16 protein-coding genes and 1 pseudogene are annotated in these 19,198 nt (G+C 42.4%); 7 read left to right on the top strand and 10 right to left on the bottom strand.

The genetic code is table 11. The features are described from left to right. Positions 1 to 13: 13 nt before the first annotated feature. Together PR725_RS01500 and frdA are read right to left on the bottom strand one after the other, a co-directional pair. Positions 14 to 748, bottom strand: coding sequence for a succinate dehydrogenase/fumarate reductase iron-sulfur subunit (locus PR725_RS01500; RefSeq protein WP_004258616.1), 735 nt, complete (start codon positions 746 to 748; stop codon positions 14 to 16). Further along, positions 741 to 2,537, bottom strand: coding sequence for a fumarate reductase (quinol) flavoprotein subunit (gene frdA, locus PR725_RS01495; RefSeq protein WP_004258614.1), 1,797 nt, complete (start codon positions 2,535 to 2,537; stop codon positions 741 to 743). Before frdA ends, PR725_RS01500 begins: the two co-directional genes overlap by 8 nt. A gap of 803 nt (positions 2,538 to 3,340) precedes the next feature. On the opposite strand from frdA, the gene epmA reads away from it, so the two are divergent. Continuing rightward, on the top strand, positions 3,341 to 4,318 hold the full coding sequence (gene epmA, locus PR725_RS01490) for an elongation factor P--(R)-beta-lysine ligase (RefSeq protein ID WP_004908119.1): 978 nt from the start codon (positions 3,341 to 3,343) through the stop codon (positions 4,316 to 4,318). A 70-nt stretch (positions 4,319 to 4,388) separates the two neighbouring features. Here the strand turns inward: epmA and glpQ are convergent, their stop codons facing one another. Then, positions 4,389 to 5,462 carry a glycerophosphodiester phosphodiesterase gene (glpQ, locus tag PR725_RS01485; RefSeq protein WP_272567270.1) on the bottom strand — a complete coding sequence of 358 codons (1,074 nt, stop codon included), beginning with the start codon at positions 5,460 to 5,462 and terminating at the stop codon, positions 4,389 to 4,391. Positions 5,463 to 5,565: 103 nt separating this feature from the next. Further along, positions 5,566 to 6,915, bottom strand: a complete 1,350-nt coding sequence (gene glpT / locus PR725_RS01480; RefSeq protein WP_109911651.1) for a glycerol-3-phosphate transporter — start codon at positions 6,913 to 6,915, stop codon at positions 5,566 to 5,568. Between the two features lie 435 nt (positions 6,916 to 7,350). On the opposite strand from glpT, the gene glpA reads away from it, so the two are divergent. The 3 genes from glpA to glpC are packed head-to-tail and all read left to right on the top strand — an operon-like array spanning position 7,351 to position 11,481. Next, positions 7,351 to 9,006, top strand: a complete 1,656-nt coding sequence (glpA, locus tag PR725_RS01475; protein ID WP_004908124.1) for an anaerobic glycerol-3-phosphate dehydrogenase subunit A — start codon at positions 7,351 to 7,353, stop codon at positions 9,004 to 9,006. Continuing rightward, positions 8,996 to 10,291, top strand: a complete 1,296-nt coding sequence (gene glpB, locus PR725_RS01470) for a glycerol-3-phosphate dehydrogenase subunit GlpB (RefSeq protein WP_272567265.1) — start codon at positions 8,996 to 8,998, stop codon at positions 10,289 to 10,291. The genes glpA and glpB overlap by 11 nt, the downstream gene beginning before the upstream one ends. Next, the gene (gene glpC, locus PR725_RS01465; RefSeq protein WP_109911654.1) at positions 10,288 to 11,481 is read left to right on the top strand and encodes an anaerobic glycerol-3-phosphate dehydrogenase subunit GlpC; all 1,194 of its coding nucleotides are present in this window, start codon (positions 10,288 to 10,290) and stop codon (positions 11,479 to 11,481) included. Before glpB ends, glpC begins: the two co-directional genes overlap by 4 nt. 91 nt (positions 11,482 to 11,572) lie before the next feature. Here glpC and PR725_RS01460 read toward each other — a convergent pair whose 3' ends face one another. After that, positions 11,573 to 12,241: a 7-cyano-7-deazaguanine/7-aminomethyl-7-deazaguanine transporter gene (locus PR725_RS01460; RefSeq protein ID WP_004908130.1), complete on the bottom strand. Its 669-nt coding sequence runs from the start codon at positions 12,239 to 12,241 to the stop codon at positions 11,573 to 11,575. Positions 12,242 to 12,409: 168 nt separating this feature from the next. Here PR725_RS01460 and tusA point away from each other — a divergent pair, with 168 nt between their 5' ends. Then, positions 12,410 to 12,658: a sulfurtransferase TusA gene (tusA, locus tag PR725_RS01455; protein WP_004908132.1), complete on the top strand. Its 249-nt coding sequence runs from the start codon at positions 12,410 to 12,412 to the stop codon at positions 12,656 to 12,658. Positions 12,659 to 12,709: 51 nt separating this feature from the next. Here the strand turns inward: tusA and PR725_RS01450 are convergent, their stop codons facing one another. From PR725_RS01450 to PR725_RS01440, 3 genes are all read right to left on the bottom strand, one after another. Beyond that, positions 12,710 to 13,636: an Rpn family recombination-promoting nuclease/putative transposase gene (locus PR725_RS01450; protein ID WP_210845092.1), complete on the bottom strand. Its 927-nt coding sequence runs from the start codon at positions 13,634 to 13,636 to the stop codon at positions 12,710 to 12,712. A 198-nt stretch (positions 13,637 to 13,834) separates the two neighbouring features. Beyond that, complete coding sequence (locus PR725_RS01445; protein WP_196723500.1) at positions 13,835 to 16,234, bottom strand: zinc/cadmium/mercury/lead-transporting ATPase; 2,400 nt, start codon at positions 16,232 to 16,234, stop codon at positions 13,835 to 13,837. Between the two features lie 158 nt (positions 16,235 to 16,392). Further along, complete coding sequence (locus PR725_RS01440; protein WP_004908138.1) at positions 16,393 to 17,022, bottom strand: lysoplasmalogenase; 630 nt, start codon at positions 17,020 to 17,022, stop codon at positions 16,393 to 16,395. 121 nt (positions 17,023 to 17,143) lie between these two features. On the opposite strand from PR725_RS01440, the gene PR725_RS01435 reads away from it, so the two are divergent. Continuing rightward, complete coding sequence (locus tag PR725_RS01435; protein ID WP_109911656.1) at positions 17,144 to 17,497, top strand: DUF2500 domain-containing protein; 354 nt, start codon at positions 17,144 to 17,146, stop codon at positions 17,495 to 17,497. A gap of 5 nt (positions 17,498 to 17,502) precedes the next feature. On the opposite strand, the gene PR725_RS01430 is transcribed toward PR725_RS01435, so the two are convergent. Beyond that, positions 17,503 to 17,799 (bottom strand): DUF1145 family protein, encoded by a 297-nt coding sequence (locus PR725_RS01430; protein WP_004908141.1) that lies wholly within the window; start codon positions 17,797 to 17,799, stop codon positions 17,503 to 17,505. Positions 17,800 to 17,809: 10 nt separating this feature from the next. Further along, on the bottom strand, positions 17,810 to 18,391 hold the full coding sequence (gene rsmD, locus PR725_RS01425) for a 16S rRNA (guanine(966)-N(2))-methyltransferase (RefSeq protein ID WP_164529175.1): 582 nt from the start codon (positions 18,389 to 18,391) through the stop codon (positions 17,810 to 17,812). Positions 18,392 to 18,667: 276 nt separating this feature from the next. Between rsmD and PR725_RS01420 the strand changes: the two are divergent. Beyond that, positions 18,668 to 19,198: pseudogene (locus PR725_RS01420) on the top strand (signal recognition particle-docking protein FtsY); the annotation flags it as partial.

Raw genomic sequence — 19,198 nt, 5'->3', positions numbered from 1 at the left:
ACTTCAATTCTCCTTATCGTGGCTTCAGCATGGCGATAACAAAGTCTTGCGCGCTGGCAACTTTCCCTTGTTGGATCGCACCCGCAGGGTCAACATGCTTAGGACAGACTTCAGAACAGTAGCCTACAAACGTACAGCTCCAGACACCATTGTCACCGTTTAATAAGGTCATGCGTTCTTTCGCACCATGGTCTCGGTTATCTAAATTGTAGCGCTCTGCCAATGTGATCGCGGCTGGGCCGATGAACTCTGGGTTCAGTCCAAATTGTGGGCAAGCTGCATAGCACAGACCACAGTTGATACAGCCTGAAAATTGATGGTATTTGGCCATCTGTGCAGGCGTTTGCTTATTTGGGCCTTCAGAAGGTTTACGGTCATTACCGATAATATACGGTTTGATCGCTTCTAAACGCTCAATAAAGTGAGTCATATCAACAACAAGGTCGCGCTCGATTGGGAAGTTACCTAATGGCTCAACTTTCATACCTTGCGGGTATTCACGCAGGAATGTTTTACACGCCAGTTTAGGTACTTTATCCACCATCATGCCGCAAGAACCACAAATCGCCATACGACAAGACCAACGGTAAGACAGGTCTGGAGCGAGGTTATCTTTGATATAGCCTAACGCATCTAACAAAGAAGTTTGCTCGTCGTAAGGGACATCATACGTCACCAAATGGGGCTCACTATCCGTTTCCGGATTGTAACGCATGATCTCCATTTTTAGGTGTTTCATATCATCCATTAGCTTGCTCCTTCTTCGCCTTATCTTGAGCTTCAGCTTCGGCACCGTAAACACGTTTAGCTGGCTGAGATTTCGTGATTTTCACGTCACTGTACTCTAAACGAGGGGAGCCCTCTGGGTTATAGAATGCCAAAGTATGTTTAAGGAAATTAACATCATCACGCTCAGTACAGCCTTCATCGAGACGTTGGTGTGCACCACGTGATTCTTTACGGTTGATTGCAGAGTGAGCCATACATTCCGCCACATCAAGGCCAAAGCCTAATTCAATGGTGTACAGTAGGTCAGTATTAAATACGCTGCTATGGTCGGTAATTTCGACGTGTTTGAAGCGTTCTTTCAGCTCAGCAATTTTATCAACGGTTTTTTGCATTAATTCGGGGGTACGGTAGATACCGCAGCCTTCTTCCATTGAAATACCCATTTCGTCGCGGATCTTCGACCAGCTCTCTTTCCCTTTTTGGTTCATGAGTTTGCTGAGGTCAGCTTCGATATCACGAGTACGGGCTTCGATAGCATTTGCATTGGCTGGTGTTGCTTCAGCAGCATGGCGAGCGGCTTCTTCACCTGCCAGACGACCAAATACAACTAATTCAGCTAATGAGTTAGAACCTAAACGGTTTGCACCGTGCAAGCCAACAGAAGAACACTCACCGACAGCAAATAGGCCTTTGATGCGTGTTTCTGTGCGTTGATCCGTTTCGATACCACCCATGGTGTAGTGAGCGGTTGGGCGAACAGGAATTGGGTCTGTTACTGGGTCAACACCTACGTAGGCTTTCGCCAATTCACAAATAAATGGTAAACGCTCATGCAGTTTTTCTGCGCCAAGGTGACGTAGATCCAGATAGACGACATCACCACGGTGAGTGCTGATCGTACGGCCTGCACGCCATTCGTGCCAGAACGCTTGGGAAACTTTGTCACGTGGACCCAGTTCCATATATTTATTTTCAGGTTTACCCAGTGGAGTTTCAGGCCCCATTCCGTAGTCTTGCAGGTAGCGATAGCCGTCTTTATTGACAAGGATCCCGCCCTCACCACGACAACCTTCGGTCATTAAGATACCTGAACCCGGTAACCCAGTTGGGTGATATTGAACAAATTCCATATCACGCAGCGGCACGCCATGGCGGAATGCGATACCCATACCATCACCGGTTACAATACCGCCATTGGTATTGTAGCGATAAACGCGTCCAGCACCGCCAGTTGCCATCACGATGGCATTAGCACGGATCTGGACTTTTGTTCCTTCCATCATATTTAACGCGACAAGACCACGGACTTGGCCTTCATCAACAATGATATCGAGAACAAAATGTTCGTCAAAACGTTGAATTTGTGGATATTTTAATGAAGTTTGGAACAGGGTATGGAGCATGTGGAAGCCAGTTTTATCAGCAGCAAACCACGTACGCTCAATTTTCATTCCACCAAAACGGCGAACGTTAACTGAACCATCTGGTTTACGGCTCCACGGGCAGCCCCATAGCTCTAGTTGGGTCATTTCTGTTGGGCAGTGTTCGACAAAATAGTCGACAACATCTTGCTCACACAGCCAGTCCCCACCAGCTACAGTATCATTAAAATGATAGTCATAGGAGTCATGAGCCTGAGTAACTGCTGCTGATCCCCCCTCTGCGGCCACAGTGTGACTACGCATTGGGTATACTTTTGAGACCAGAGCAATCTTGATATTGGGATTTGCTTCAGCGGCAGCAATTGCTGCACGTAAGCCTGCGCCCCCGGCCCCGATAATCGCTAAATCGGCATTGAAGGTTTGCACTGCGCTTCTCCATTGTTCAAGTGTAAAATTGATAAATTCTTTTAAATACTTTTGATAATTAGCTACGTCATTTTCAGTTCAACTTAAAGCTAAACTACGAAATATCTGTTTTTTAATAGTAAATAATATAATAGCTAATAATGACTTATCATGCTGTGAATTATAGCGAATAGTCCTCAAGATAAATTTGATATAGAGGGGTGTTTTGGCCAAATTTAGCGATAAAGTGTGAGATAGATCTTCTTTTTATAAATTGTTTTTACATTACTGGATTTTCTAGGCTGTTAACACCGAATAAAAAGGAATTTCAAATGATTATCATTAAATTTACATAGACTTTTAGTGTATAAAACCAAGTGAATTACTCAGGTTTTATCAATAATAAGTGATTAATACTATTATTATAGCTGAAGAGTTTAATTCATATTGAATGCTAATTTGCGAGGAGTCTCACTATTTATTATTTAGAATAAATTTAATTTTGAACAGAAAATTTTAAAATAGATTGAGAAAGCGAATCGTTTCGCTTTTTTAGTAACAGATATGTCACATAATATAAGAATTAATCATGTTTCTGGCTACTTTCATTACTCTTCCCACCTCTGTAGGATAAAGCTAAAAGTAAAGGCTTTGCCTAATCGTATAAAGCAAGAGATAATCAGGCTATCTCTACTTACTCATCATCATGCCGACAGTTGCAAGTATTTACGTTCAGATAAATATGCATTATCAGTGTAAATGCATTGTGTGTTGCCTGTGAGGTGGGTACACTGCACGACTAAGTTTATTTTGGAGTCATCTTAATGAGTGATATAGCGAATTGGCAGCCAACCGCCCCCATCGCTAACCTGTTACAGCGCGCAAAAATAATTGCGGAAATCAGACGTTTTTTTACTGATCGTTGTGTACTTGAAGTCGAAACCCCCGCAATGAGTCAGGCAACAGTCACTGACATTCATCTTGTTCCATTTGAAACGCGTTTTGTGGGCCCTGGTGCAGCGCAAGGTATTAATTTATATTTAATGACCAGCCCTGAATACCACATGAAACGTTTATTAGCGGCCGGTAGTGGTCCTATCTATCAGTTAGGTCGTAGCTTTAGAAATGAAGAAGCAGGGCGACATCATAACCCTGAATTTACCATGTTAGAGTGGTACCGCCCGCATTTTGATATGTATCGCTTGATCAATGAAGTGGATGACCTACTGCAACAAGTTTTAGAATGTGAGAGTGCAGAGCTACTTTCATACCAACAAGCGTTTTTACGCTATTTGGATATTGACCCGTTATCTGCTGAAAAAAGTGAATTACGTGAGGTTGCAGCCCGTTTAGATTTGAGCAATATCGCGGATCAGGAAGAAGATAAAGATACCTTACTTCAACTGCTATTTACCATGGGCGTTGAGCCTCATATTGGTAAAGAAAAGCCTGCAGTCGTGTATCATTTCCCTGCAACCCAAGCGTCTCTTGCCGTAATTAGCACGGAAGATCATCGTGTTGCTGAGCGTTTTGAGGTGTATTATAAGGGAATGGAACTAGCAAATGGTTTCCATGAACTCACTGATGCAAGCGAACAACGCCAGCGATTTGAACAAGACAACCGTAAGCGAGCGGCAATGGGGCTACCTACTGCACCTATTGATGAGCACTTGCTCGCGGCTTTAGAGCATGGTTTACCTGATTGTTCTGGTGTCGCTGTTGGGGTTGATAGGCTGATTATGATTGCTTTAAATGCAGATAAAATCAGTGATGTGATCGCATTTCCTGTCACTATCGCTTAAATTTAAATTAAGATGGTCAACTTGAAGAGAATGCAGCCAAATGGCTGCATTCTTGTTTTGTCCCAGAAAACTATTTTTGTTTCTGTTGCTCTAAGAACTTAACCCCTAAATCAGGGAAGTCGGTGAAGGCACCATCGACATCAGCTTGGTTATAAATGATGTCATAAAGCTGTTGCCCATCTTTGGCGTATTTTGGCAGCTTATCAACCCGGATAGTGAACGGATGCACTGCCATTTTGTTATCATGAGCTTCTTTAACCATGCCATTCACTTTGATATTAGTTGGCGTGGATTCTTCACTAATTAGCATATGATAATCAGGGCCAATGCCATCTGCATAGGTTGCAATTTCTTTCATTGCACCCGGTTTCATCATCCAATCATAATTGTAATTAACCCAAGTTCCGTCAGGTTTTTGCTCTTGAGTTTCGTTCCAATCGGTGTAAGCAATCAATTGAATTAATTTAAGATCTATCCCCATTTCTGGCATCAAGGTATTTTTGATACGTTTTAGGTCATTAGGGTCAAATGACTGTAGATAAACGTTGGAATCCTTGGTGGTATAGCCATACTCTTTAAGGACTTCGAGTGTTTTTTTGGTGATATCTTTGCCTTCTTGTAAGTGGAACCAAGGGGCTTTAATTTCTGGGTAGATACCAATATTTTTACCCGTTGATTTGTTTAGTCCTTGAACAAATTCAATCTCTTCTTGGAAGGTATGAACGCGGAAGTCTGATTCGCCCATTGGGAAGCGGTTCGGATAGCTTTGCACTTTTTTACCATCAACAATATCAAATCCTTCTGTAAAATTGAGTGATTTGATTTCATCAAGGGTAAAGTCAATCGCATAGTAACGGCCATCTTTACGGGCGCGATCAGGGAAACGTTCAGCAACATCTGTCACGCGATCGAGATAATGGTCATGTAAGACCACGAGCTCGTTATCTTTCGTCATAACTAAATCTTGCTCAAGAAAATCAGCACCTTGTGCGTAAGCCATTGCTTTTGCAGGTAGGGTATGTTCCGGTAAGTAACCACTTGCACCACGATGTGCAATGACAACTTTACTTGAAGCTTGAGCTACAGCAGACACTGACATCACTAAAACCATACTAGCCACCAATGTTTTTAATGGAAAGCTCATGATTATATCTCCTTGGCACTTTATTTGGGTAAAAAAATGGGCTACATCATTTTTTGATATAGCCCACGAGTCTAGCGATTAACAATGAACATTTGATGAATGTTTATTGTGAGTTTGCTAATTCACGTTTATGTTTGCTTTCGCTCAACATCACGATAAACAGTAGAACAACGGCCAGTGCTGAACCACCGATCATGACTGCGAAGCCACCGTCCCAACCGAAGTAGTCTACGGTATAACCAACGATAGCACTTGCTGCTACAGAACCACCGAGGTAGCCGAACAAGCCTGTGAATCCTGCGGCTGTACCTGCTGCTTTTTTCGGTGCAAGTTCAAGGGCGTGCAAACCAATCAACATAACAGGACCATAGATTAGGAAACCGATGATCAACATACATGCCATATCAACATTTGGGTTACCAGCTGGGTTCATCCAGAACACGATAGTTGCAATGGTTACCAGAACCATGAAGAACACACCAGTGGCTCCACGGTTACCACGGAAGACTTTATCCGACATCCAACCACACAGTAACGTACCTGGGATACCTGCGTATTCATATAAGAAGTAAGCCCATGAAGATTTGTCCATTGCGAAGTGTTTAACTTCACGCAGGTAAGTTGGAGACCAGTCCAAAACACCATAACGCAGTAAGTAAACGAACACGTTAGCAATCGCAATCATCCATAACAGTTTGTTTGGGAAAACATACTTCATGAAGATTTCTTTTGCAGTTAACTCTTGCTCATCTGATGCTTTATAGTCAGTTGGATAGTCGTTTTTGTACTCTTCAATTGGAGGAAGACCACAAGACTGCGGGGTGTCGCGCATTAACGCAAATGCAATGATTGCAACAAGGATAGCAGCCAATGCAGGCATATACAGCGCAGCTTTCCAGTCGTTAAACCATGCCATACCTAACATGAACAGTAATGGAGGGATACCACCACCGACGTTGTGCGCACAGTTCCAAACCGAAACGATACCGCCACGTTCTTTTTGTGACCACCAGTGAACCATGGTACGTCCACAAGGAGGCCAACCCATACCTTGGAACCAACCACAAAGGAACAGTAATACGAACATTACCATGATGCTCGATGTTGCCCATGGCACGAAGCCCATGACTAACATCACCGCGGAGGCGAGAATCAAACCTGCTGGTAAGAAATAACGCGGGTTTGCACGGTCGGAAAACGACCCCATAATAAATTTAGAAAATCCGTAAGCAATTGAGATCCCTGATAATGCAAAACCAAGGTCACCTTTAGAGAAACCTTGTTCAACAAGATATGGCATCGCTAACGCAAAGTTCTTTCGGACTAGATAATACGCTGCGTAACCAAAGAAAATACCCATGAAGATCTGCCAGCGAAGCTTACGATAGACAGGATCTACCTTATCAGCTGGCAGCCTCTGTATATGAGGTGCTGGTTTAAAAATGCTTAACATATACGCCTCCGATGGCATGCTAATTTTTATTTACACTTCCATTCTCTACTTCAGAGAAATATTGAGTGTTTATTATTGGTGAAGTAACAAAAACGAAAATAATCGAGTAATTTAAGAGTCTTTATTTTCTTAATTGCTCTAAATTGTAGTCGTTAAAAAACAATTTATCTGTAATCCAACGCACAATTATTGATTTTGTTTATGAGGTTGCATAGTAAATGACATTTGTGAATGGAATGGAACTAGAAATGTTAATTATTTTGTGATTTTCATCACGATTTTGCTCTTTAAAACACTGAAAATGGATCTATTGCTTTCGTTTTTGTTCCTTATCAAACATTGATCGCGTTTCTGGACTATATTTAATAATAGATTATAAAAATAGAACCTATACTTATCTATTATAGAAACGTTTATTAATGTGAGGAATGCGACATGAATGGCTCATCTGTGACTGAAACGGATGTCATCATTATTGGTGGTGGCGCAACAGGTGCAGGGGTCGCTCGTGACTGCGCTCGCCGAGGTCTAAGAACCGTTTTACTCGAAAGGCATGATATTGCGACTGGTGCGACCGGGCGTAACCATGGATTACTTCATAGTGGCGCGCGCTATGCAGTCACTGATGGTGAGTCTGCCAGAGAATGTATAGAAGAGAACAAGATTTTAAAGCGTATCGCGCATCACTGTATTGAGCGAACAGATGGTTTGTTTATTACCCTCCCTGAAGACAGCTTAGAGTATCAGCAACAATTCATTACGGCTTGCCAAACTGCAGGCATTGATGCGACGGCGATTGACCCTAAAGAGGCGATTCGTCTTGAACCTTCCGTTAACCCACATCTAATCGGTGCGGTTCGTGTTCCTGATGGCACGGTTGACCCATTTCGTTTGACTGCAGCAAATATGTTAGATGCCAGAGAGCATGGCGCGAAAGTGTTAACTTATCACGAAGTCATTGGTTTGATTCGTGATGGTGATACTGTACGTGGCGTGACGGTTTATGATCACCATGCCAAAAAACAGTATGATATTTATGCAGAAATTGTCGTTAATGCAGGCGGGATTTGGGGACAAAAAATCGCAGAGTATGGCGAATTAAAAATTAAAATGTTCCCTGCAAAAGGGGCATTATTAATTTTAGGCCACCGCTTGAATAACATGGTGATAAACCGCTGCCGTAAACCTGCAGATGCCGATATTTTGGTTCCCGGCGATACGATTTCCCTGATTGGCACCACATCGACTCATATTGAATATGATCAAATTGATAATATGTATGTCACCCCTGAAGAGGTGGATATTCTTATTCGCGAAGGTTCAATGCTGTCTCCTGCACTTGCGACAACGCGCATTTTACGTGCGTATGCAGGCGTTCGACCATTAGTTGCCAGTGATGATGACCCATCAGGGCGTAATGTGAGCCGTGGTATTGTGTTGTTAGACCACGCTAAACGTGATGGCTTAGAAGGTTTCATCACCATTACGGGTGGCAAGTTGATGACTTATCGCCTGATGGCGGAATGGGCTACAGATAAAGTTTGCGAAAAACTGGGTCATAGCGCCAAATGTACAACCGCAGAAGCGCCGTTACCGGGCTCGCAGCACAGCGCAGAAGAAGCCTTACGTAACGTTGTTTCTATTCCTGCTCCTATTCGTGGCTCAGCGGTTTACCGTCATGGCGATAGAGCTTCTGCCATTCTCAGTACGGATAGGCTCGATAAAAGTTTAGTTTGTGAGTGTGAAGCCGTTACTGCTGGTGAAGTACGTTATGCTGTTAATTCATTGACGGTCAATAACTTGCTTGATTTAAGGCGTCGTACCCGAGTGGGGATGGGAACTTGCCAAGGTGAATTATGTGCTTGCCGGGCTGCAGGCTTACTTAATCGTTTTAATGTCACAACACCTCATGAAACAGAGCAACAACTGGGCCACTTCCTGAATGAGCGATGGAAAGGTGTACGTCCAATTGCTTGGGGGGATGCACTGCGTGAAAGTGAATTTACCAGTTGGGTATATCATGGATTATGTGGCATGAACGAAGCGACACTAGGTAAGGGTGCACAGAAGGAGGCTGATAATGAAATATGATGCTGTGGTAATGGGCGGCGGCCTAGCCGGGTTACTTTGTGGTATTCGTTTAACACAATCAGGCCTGTCTTGTGCAATTGTTAGCGCCGGGCAAAATGCGCTGCATTTTTCTTCAGGTTCATTAGATTTACTTACACACTTACCGGATGGGCAAGTTGTTGAAAAGCCATTAGAAATGTTAAATGCTTTACAAGCGCAGGCTCCGACTCACCCTTATAGTATTATTGGTCAGGATCAGGTTAGCGAATTGGCGAATCTGGCTCAATCCTTATTACAACAAAGTGGCGTTCGTTTAAAAGGCAGCAGTAAAGAAAATCATTATCGCATTACACCTTTAGGCCATAAACGCATGACGTGGCTTAGCCCTGAGTCTGTCCCAACGGTGGGTTTACACCAAAAAATGGCAATGGGGAAAATTGCAGTTGTTGGTATCGAAGGGTTTTTAGATTTCCAACCACAAATGGTGGCGGATGAACTACAGCGTGATGGGATAGAAGCCAGTTCTCATTATGTTCATTTACCTTTACTTGACCGTTTGAGAGAAAATCCGAGTGAATTTAGGGCAATTAATGTCGCTCGTTGGTTGGATAGGCCGGAGAATATGGCGCAAATGGTTGAAGAAATTCTCCCGTTAGTGGCTGATGCCGACACCATATTCATGCCTGCTTGTGTAGGACTTGATAGTGATGAGCCATTAATTGAGTTACAAAAACGGTTAGGTAAACCCTTATTCTTACTGCCGACTTTACCGCCATCATTATTAGGTATTCGTTTACATGAGTTGCTATTGCGTCAATTTCGTCGCCAAGGCGGTATTGTGATGCCTGGTGATAAAGTCACTTCAGTGAATTGTATCGATGGGGTAATTGATTCGGTACAAACTCGCAATCATGGTGATATCTCTTTAAAAGCTAAGCATTTCGTTCTAGCGACAGGGAGTTTTTTCAATAATGGATTGGTAGCCGAATTTGACCGTGTCTATGAGCCTTTGATGCAATTGGATCTGTGTGAAATTTCAGAACGTGCAAAATGGACCAATAAAGAGTTTTTCGCTTCCCAGCCTTATATGGCTTTTGGCGTGAAAACCGATGAAAAACTACGCGCACAAAAAGAGGGAAAAGCCATTTCTAATCTTTATGTAGCAGGTGCCGTATTAGGCGGTTTTGATCCTCTTACTCAAGGTTGTGGTGCGGGCGTATCAATGATTAGCGCATTATATGTAGCGAATCAAATAATCAATGAAATGAGTAAAAATAAAGCGATGCAGGTGGGGGTGGCGCAATGAGTATTCAAGATGCAAGCTTTGAAAGCTGTATTAAATGCACTGTGTGTACCACTTATTGCCCTGTTGCAAAGGTTAACCCTCTGTACCCTGGTCCTAAACAAGCGGGGCCTGACGGTGAGCGTTTACGTTTAAAAGACCCAATGTTATATGACGAGGCACTTAAATATTGTACTAACTGTAAGCGTTGTGAAGTGGCTTGCCCATCTGATGTAAAAATCGGTGATATTATCGCACGCGCACGTAATACTTATAGCCAGCAAAAACCTAAAATTCGTGATGCAATATTAAGCCACACGGATTTAATGGGCTCGTTATCGACACCATTTGCACCCGTGGTGAATACCATTACAGGGTTAAAACCGGTTCGTCAAATTCTTGATAAAGCATTGAAAATCGACCATCGCCGTGAATTACCTAAATATTCGTTTGGGACTTTCCGTCGTTGGTATGCAAAACAAGCTGCTGAACAAGCCAAATATGAAGAACAAGTTGCATTCTTCCATGGTTGCTATGTGAACTATAACCATCCTCAACTTGGGAAAGACCTGATCAAAGTCTTCAATGGGATGAATATTGGCGTTCAATTACTTAAACGCGAAAAATGTTGCGGTGTTGCGTTAATTGCCAATGGGTTCATGAAACAAGCGAAACGCCAAGCGAATGTTAATCTTGAATCATTACAAGAAACGATTCTTGAGAAACATGTACCTGTGGTGGCGACATCATCAACCTGTACCTTTACTATCCGTGATGAATATACCCATGTTTTAGACGTCGACACTTCAGCGATGCGTGACAACATTGAGCTGGCAACACGTTATATCTATCGCCTACTTGAAGAAGGGCGTGAATTGAAGCTCAAACACACACCGTTAAAAGTGGCCTATCACACACCATGCCACATGGAAAAAATGGGTTGGACTTCCTACACGTTAGAGTTAATTAAACGTGTACCAGGTGTTGAGCTGATTGTGCTGGATTCACAATGTTGTGGTATTGCTGGAACATATGGTTTCAAAAAAGAAAACTATGAAGTTTCTCAAGGGATTGGCGCAGGATTATTCCGCCAAATCGAAGAAAGTGGCGCTGATATGGTGATTACTGACTGTGAAACCTGTAAGTGGCAAATTGAGATGTCGACAAGTAAGAAGTGTGAGCACCCGATTTCACTCCTAGCAAGAGCGTTATAGCATGTAATTAATTGAATTGTAGGGTTGTTATTCTTTGTTTTAGCTCAGTTAAACTTATTTGGAGATAGCATTTAGCTATCTCCTTTTTTGTTTAGTGCTGATTGACTAACTGTTTTTTATCTGAGTTTGCAAAGAAATATTTCAAGATAAAATTCAAAAGCACACCATAAGCAGGTAAGAAAAATAGCATGCAAATAAGTAACTTGAAAACATAGTCAACTAACGCGATTTCGACCCAGTTTGCGGCCATAAAGGGGTCGCTACTGCGGAAAAATGCAATAAAGAAGAATGCGATAGTATCAATTAAGTTACCAAAGAACATAGCGCAGGCAGGTGCCACATACCAACGTGCATTTTGGCGCAACTTATTGAATACGCTGACATCTAATATTTGCCCAAGTACGTAAGCCATAAAGCTTGCCGCGGCGATACGAGCAACGAATAGGTTGAACTCAGATAAAGCGGTAAAACCTTGCCATTCACCTTGGAAAAACAACGCTGAAATAACGTAGGAAATCAGTAATGCAGGCAACATGACCGCAGTTATAATTCGGCGAGCCAGCGGTGCACCATAGATACGTACGGTTAAGTCAGTAGCAAGGAAAATAAATGGAAAAGTAAAAGCACCCCAAGTGGTATGGAAGCCAAAAATATTAATTGGCAACTGCACGAGGTAGTTACTAGAGGTAATGATTAAAATATGAAATAACGAAAGCCAAATTAACGCAGTGGCTTTTTGCTGCGCAGTAAAATTAAACATATTGTACCTTTTTAGTCACAATGGGGTGAGGGAACCCATGAAATACATCCCAACATTTGGGAACAGCGCATCATACGCTCGTTGCGCAACAAAAGCAAAACTGTTCATTTATCAATGAGCGTTTTATTATATAATCAGTCTATTGATTCCTTTTAGAAGTGTTTTTTAATGTCTGATTTATTTGCTAATCCAACGAAAACCCTTGATACGCTAGGGTTACGATGCCCAGAGCCTGTGATGTTAGTGCGCAAAACAGTTCGTAATATGGCTGATGGGGAAACGTTGTTAATTATTGCTGATGACCCAGCAACCACACGCGATATCCCAGGTTTCTGCCGCTTTATGGAGCATGATTTATTAGCGGTAGAGGCTGAGAATGCTCCGTATCGTTATTTGTTACGTAAAAAATCGAGTTAACCGCCATTAGCTAATTGCATTGTATCAATCCCTGCCAAAAGGCAGGGGGGATTATTGTAGATTTAATACTTCCTGATGAGTTAACCCAGTGAGCTGACAGATAAGCTCAATACTTGTACCGAGTTGTAAACCTTTCAGAGCAACTTCATGTTGTTTTTTGTTTGCTCCAATATCTATGCCTTTATTTACACCAATATCAATGCCTTCTTGTATTCCTTGATTTTTTAATCGTTGCGCAATGTTCATAATCGCCTCTTGGTTATTTTCAATTTGATCAATAAGTTGGTTAACCACTATTTCAAAGTGAGGTGAATCCATAGTAATAAATAAGTAATTGAAAATAGTGATGATGTCATCGCTATGATGATAATTTTGATTCATCGCTTCAGCTAGCAACTGCGTGACTTTTTCTATGTTATCTCTTAAGTCCCTATGCTTCATCGCGAGTTCCATAACCGCAACTTTGCGATGGTTTACGAGTTCATTATCATCAATGACAGTAATATCGACGAGCGGAAATGGTTGACTATATAAGTTTGATGCAATTTCTGGCCACGGAAAACAGTGTGTCCACGGCTTAGCATATGGATAAGGCGTTACCTTTCCATGATAAAATAAAACTGGCACAACCAGGGGCAAATCATGATGGCCTTGTTGTAAATGTTGATTCATGGCAAGGAACGAATAATGCATCATCCGCCAACCCATTAGCTTATCGGGTGTTGATTGGTGTTCAACTAACATATAAATATAGCCTTCACCTTGCTGTGTCTCGACAGTGTAGAGCATATCCGAAAGACGAGTTCGTAGCTGGTTATCAATGAAAGAAGAATTTGTTATCGCTAATGTTTTGAAATCACATAATTGCTTAATATGGCTGGGTAAGTGAATATCAAAAAAGTCACGTGCATTATCAAGTTTAGACATAAACCCTTTAAATGCAGCGTCATGTGGCGTTGAACTGTGATTTTTTACCATACCCAATACCCGCTAATACCTTGCCAAAAGAGTGATTTTCAAAATGCATTTTAGCGGAATCTGGGGTTGATGGAGAAAAAGTTAGTCCTAATTCTTAAGTTAAAATTGTATTTAACATATTGTAATAACAGTATTTATTGGAAAGGTTGTAAAAGAAAAAACGCCACTTATTGTGGCGTTTAAATCAGTTGATATAAATTACTTTTTCACTTGAGGTAATTTAACGCGTAATAGGCGCACTGCGTTTGCTGTTACGAGTGCTGTTGCACCGGAGTCAGCAAGAACGGCGACCCAAAGCCCGGTAATTCCCAACAAACTGGTGACGAGGAATACGGCTTTTAACCCTAAGGCAATCGCAATATTTTCACGAATGATTTTTCGTGTTGCGCGAGATAGCGCAATAATCTCTGCAAGCCCAGTTAAACGGTTATGAGTTAACGCGGCATCGGCAGTCTCTAATGCCACATCCGTACCACTGCCCATGGCAACACCGATACTAGACGCTTTCATTGCTGGAGCATCATTAATGCCATCACCGACCATCATCGTGCTGTGGTTTCGGTTAAGCTCCATAACCGCAGTGACTTTATCTTCCGGTAATAACCCTGCGCGGTATTCCATGCCTAATTGGCCTGCAATAGCACTTGCTGCTCGAGGGTTATCACCTGTCAGCATCACGGCATTCACGTTGAGCGCTTTTAGCATGCTCATCGTATCCGCAGCATCTTTGCGCAATGTATCTTGCAGTGCGGTTAAACCAATCACGCGGTTATTTTCGAGTGTGACAACAACGGTTTTCCCTTCTGCTTCTAAGGTTTCTACTTTACTTTGCCACTCACTGTTTAATGGCGTATCAAGGCGGTTTGGTGCGCTAACAAGGATATGTTTGTTATTAAGGTATCCTTCAATTCCTTTTCCTGCCAGTGCCTTACGCTCTTGCGCTTCAGTGACAGTCAAAGAAAGTTCTTCCGCTTTATTAACTACTGCTTTAGCAAGTGGGTGGTGAGAGCCAACTTCAACAGATGCGGTGATTTGTACTAATTCACTTTCTGACAAGCCTTCAACAGGGACTAAGTTAGTGACATGGGGTTTACCTTCTGTCAGTGTGCCCGTTTTGTCTAAAGCAATGGTCGTGATAGTTCCCAGTTGCTCCAATGCGGCTCCCCCTTTAATTAAAGCACCGCGCCGTGTAGCAGTTGCTAATGCGGAGGTAATTGCTGCAGGGGTTGAAATCACTAATGCACAAGGGCAACCAATCAATAACAGTGTTAACCCGCGATAAATCCATGTTTCCCATGGTGCGCTGAAGAAAATAGGTGGAATAACAATCACTAATGCGGAAATCAGCATGATGATTGGTGTGTATACACGGCTAAAGCGATCAATAAAACGTTCTATTGGTGCGCGACGTTCTTCTGCTTCTTCAATCAGCTGTAAAATGCGGTCAATCGCATTTTGACCCTGCTCTGATACCACCTGCATTTGAACGGCTCTATCAACAGATAAGCAACCTGCAGCCACTTTATCTCCAATATTACGTTCGACAGGTACAGATTCACCCGTTAATGCACTTTCATCAAAGCTGGCAAAACCAGATACTAACACGGCATCGGTAGGTAAACGCCCACCTGGTGCGATTTCGATAATGTCCCCGGGACGTAACTGCGCAACAGGAATAGTTGTTTTTTGCCCATTTTTGATTAAAACGGCATCTTCTGGAACCAGTGCCATTAAGGCGCTAACACCTCGTCTGGCCCTTCCGGCAGAATAAGATTCCAACATTTCGCCTAACATAAACAGTAAGATAACCATTGCGGCTTCTTCTGTTGCTTGAATAAAGATTGCGCCTATTGCGGCAACCGTCATCAATGTTTCGATGGCAAAAGGTGAACCCGTTCGCATTAAGCGTAATGATTTACGGGCAATTGGGTATAACCCAAACAGGGTGGTTAAAATAAAGGCAATATTACCCAACTGTGGATTGATAAATTCAATCCCCCAACTAATAGCCATTAAAATCGCTAAAATAATGACGGGCTTAGCTTCACTAATTAAGCTTGGTGGAGCTGCTGCCGCACTATTGCTACCGACTTCAAGTAATTCATAACCCGCAGTTTCAACGGTAGAGCGAACTGCCACACTAATATCTGTGTTGGCATCAACCACAAGTTTTTCTGTGGCAAATAATACTTTGGCTTGTTTTACTTCACTGATTTGCTTAACTGCAGTTTCAATTTTATTTGCGCAACTTGGGCAATCCATACCACGGATTATCCAGCTAAAGCGCTGGCTAGCCGCTTGGGTAGGCTCAACTTCATTCGCGACATCCGGAGTTAAACCACAGCTATTACCATGCTGGTGGTTATGTCCCTTATGATGATTGTCATTTACTGCATGCTCATGTGCAGAATGGTCCCCGATATGATGATGAGCTTCTTCATCGTCATCAGGGTTTTTCTTCACTGCACTGTGCTCGGAAGTATGTGAGTCGTTACTCACTTTTTTGTCATTTTCAGCGATAGCAGATGAGCAAGTACTGTTACTAGAGCAACAAGAACTGCTATGTACATGATTTTCTTTATGAGAGTGTGAGTGCATAAGCGCCCCCTTATCAAACAATGATTCGTTTTATCATTCATTGTTGATAAGTCTACACTCTGGAGTCTACTCCAGAGTCAAACCAAAAAGGGGGAGCCAATTGATAAAATTCTCAAATAGCACTTTTAGTCAATTGGCTTAGTCTTTGCGGATAGTAATTACAAGTAAATTGCCCGCACAATAAAGAACTGCCCAAGGAAATAGAGCGCTGCAACAACAGCTTTTGAAGCTTTAAATGGAAGACGGAATCGAGCAATTAGCCAAACACAGTTAGAAAGAAATAGCAGAGATGCACCAACCATGATTGAAAAATTATATTCACGGCCGAGACCAAAATATTGGTCACCAGCAACCCATGCCATAATCATACACATTATTAGTGATGCAAAAACAATGGCTTGAAGATTTTCAAGTTTGCCCCAAATAAACACTAAAGTAATGGCAGCGACAATCAGAGGGGCGGCTAGCCAAGGTAGATAGAGCCCGAAATTTAGCTGCATTCCAAAGCTGATGGTGTAAATCAAATAACTTAAGAACATCAATGCGACAGAAGCTAGTAAGTGCTCACTTGAAAGCATACGAGAAAGATCTGCAACAAGAGAAACTAGCAATCCAGCAAGAATGAGGTAGTTTTGCAGGTTAAGATCATCGGAACTCCACCCCCAAAGTAATAAAAGCAGCAGTGTGATCGGGCGAAATAACCAACGTTGCCACCCAGGTCCTCGGTAGGCGGCATCGACATATAACCAACCAGAAAAGAGTACTGCGAGGAATGGCCAACTAATCATATACACATCCTTATATGTTCAATGAATGACACGGCAGTGGTCTGGCAACTTAGAAACGTGCCCTGTTTAGTTAAATAAGATAAACTATCATGACGGATTTTTTAAGTGAAAAGCATACATTATGAACAAGCCCATACTATTGATCATTGTTTTAGCGGTTATTGCGGTTCTTGCTACTAAGCGTTTTTTTGACCAACGCAAGCAAAATGAAATTAATGATAACTCTTTGCTGGTGAGCTATTTGGTCAAGGTGGATAACAAAAAGGATTACCCTTATCCTAATATGCGTTCTCGTGAACGAGATGTTGTTTCCCCTGAAACCTTCCGCTATGAAATTTATTTCAAAACGCGCTCAAGCGGCGAAATTATCAAAACGATTGTGACAGAAGAACAATACCAAAGCGTAGCGTTAGGCAGTGAAGGAAAACTCACGATGCAAGGAACTCGGTTTATTCGTTTCGAGCCTGCATCATAAAGTTTTTACTGGTCTGATTGCCTTTTCTTTGCTTCTTCTAAAGCGGCTTTGGTTTTTTTCTGCATGGCTAACATTTCGAATACGCCAAAAAAGAAAATGCGTAGTTGAACTAAACCAGAGATTTTTTCCCCTTTAGGAAGCGTTGCTTTTAGGAAAATAGTTTGCAGTGCATGCATAAATACCATGAACACCATTGCAATATCCATGAAATATTTCAATGGCTTAGGGAATGGATGGACGAGGTTAAAGACCATAAAACCCCAAACGCAAATCATGAGCAGGCGTCCAATATTGATAAACATGTTTTTGTCCCTAAAGTGAAGTTCGAATAAAAAGGCGATATGCGACTTGCCCAGCTATTTTTTCGCGATGAAGTTGCCAGTTAGCTGGAATGTCAGTAAGTGGTGACTCCGCTTCTGACTCAACGTATATCCAGCTTTCTTCAGCTAACCATTGATTTTTTTCTAACAATTGAATGGTTTCATTGAGCAGTCCTTTGCGAAATGGTGGGTCAATGAAAACGACATCAAAAGGTGTACCTGCTTGGCTTAAAAAATTTAGGCTGTTGTGATTCACTACGGTTGCGTTATCAGCTTGTAAGCGAGTTTTATTTTCAGTCAATAATTGGGCGTTGTGTTTATCGAGCTCAATAAAGGTGACTGTTTCTGCAAAACGAGAAAGTGCTTCAAAGCCCAGTGAGCCACTGCCTGCGAAGCAATCTAAGCAACGCGCATCTCGAATGATTGGCATCAACCAGTTAAATAACGTTTCTTTAATTCTGTCTGTAGTTGGGCGTAAGCCCTCACTATCACGAACTGGCAGCTTTCTTCCGCGCCATTTTCCACCGATAATACGAATTTGCCCTAAAGAGGGGGATTGTGGTTTTTTTGCCATAATGTTTATTGCTGCTTAACGGGTTTATGTACTTAAATTTGATTGTTACTATTGTATACCTGTCAGGCGATAAGTTGCAGTGTTGTTATCTCTGATTGGCCGTATTTCAATTATAGTGCTTCATTTTCACAGTTTTAACACGAAAATTCAGATTAAATTGGCAGGATTTTTCTTTCAGATATGTGTTGCTGAGCGATGAAATGGTAGACTGCATATAATTTTATTGCGATTTGATTATCGAGTGCCATATTTTTACCGCGAGGAGTGTAGTGGCAAATGGCTAAAGACAAGAAAAAAGGTTTTTTTTCATGGTTGGGGTTTGGGCGTAAAAATGAAGAAGAAACCCAGCAACAAGAGCAACAACAAACTCAACAAAATGATGTGGTTAATGACGTCGAAAACCAATCAACCCATGAAGCTGCGGTTGATGCCGCAACAGCCGAAGCGGAACGTCAACATCAAGCTGAGCAAGCTGCTATTAAAGCGGCAGAAGATGAAGCTCAGCGTCAGTATGAAGCACAACAAGCTGCGATTGATGCGGCAACCGAGCAAGCAGAACGTGAGCGGGAAGCTAAACTAGCAGAGCTTCAAGCTGCCGAAGAGCAAGCGGAACAAGCACGCCAAGAAGCCGAAGAGAAAAAACTGGCGGAAGAAAAAGCCGAGCGTGAACGCCAAGAAGCGGAAGCAATGCGTCTTGCTGAAGAAGAAATGGCACGTCAGCGTCAAGTTGAGTTAACTGCGATTCAAGCGGCAGAGGAAGCGGAAGAGCAGCGTCGCCAAGCAGAGTTAGCTGCAATTCAAGCTGCC

This window comes from Providencia sp. PROV255 (assembly GCF_028478065.1).
In the GTDB taxonomy this organism is placed as follows: domain Bacteria; phylum Pseudomonadota; class Gammaproteobacteria; order Enterobacterales; family Enterobacteriaceae; genus Providencia; species Providencia rettgeri.
This window is presented reverse-complemented; position numbering and strand designations above follow the sequence as displayed.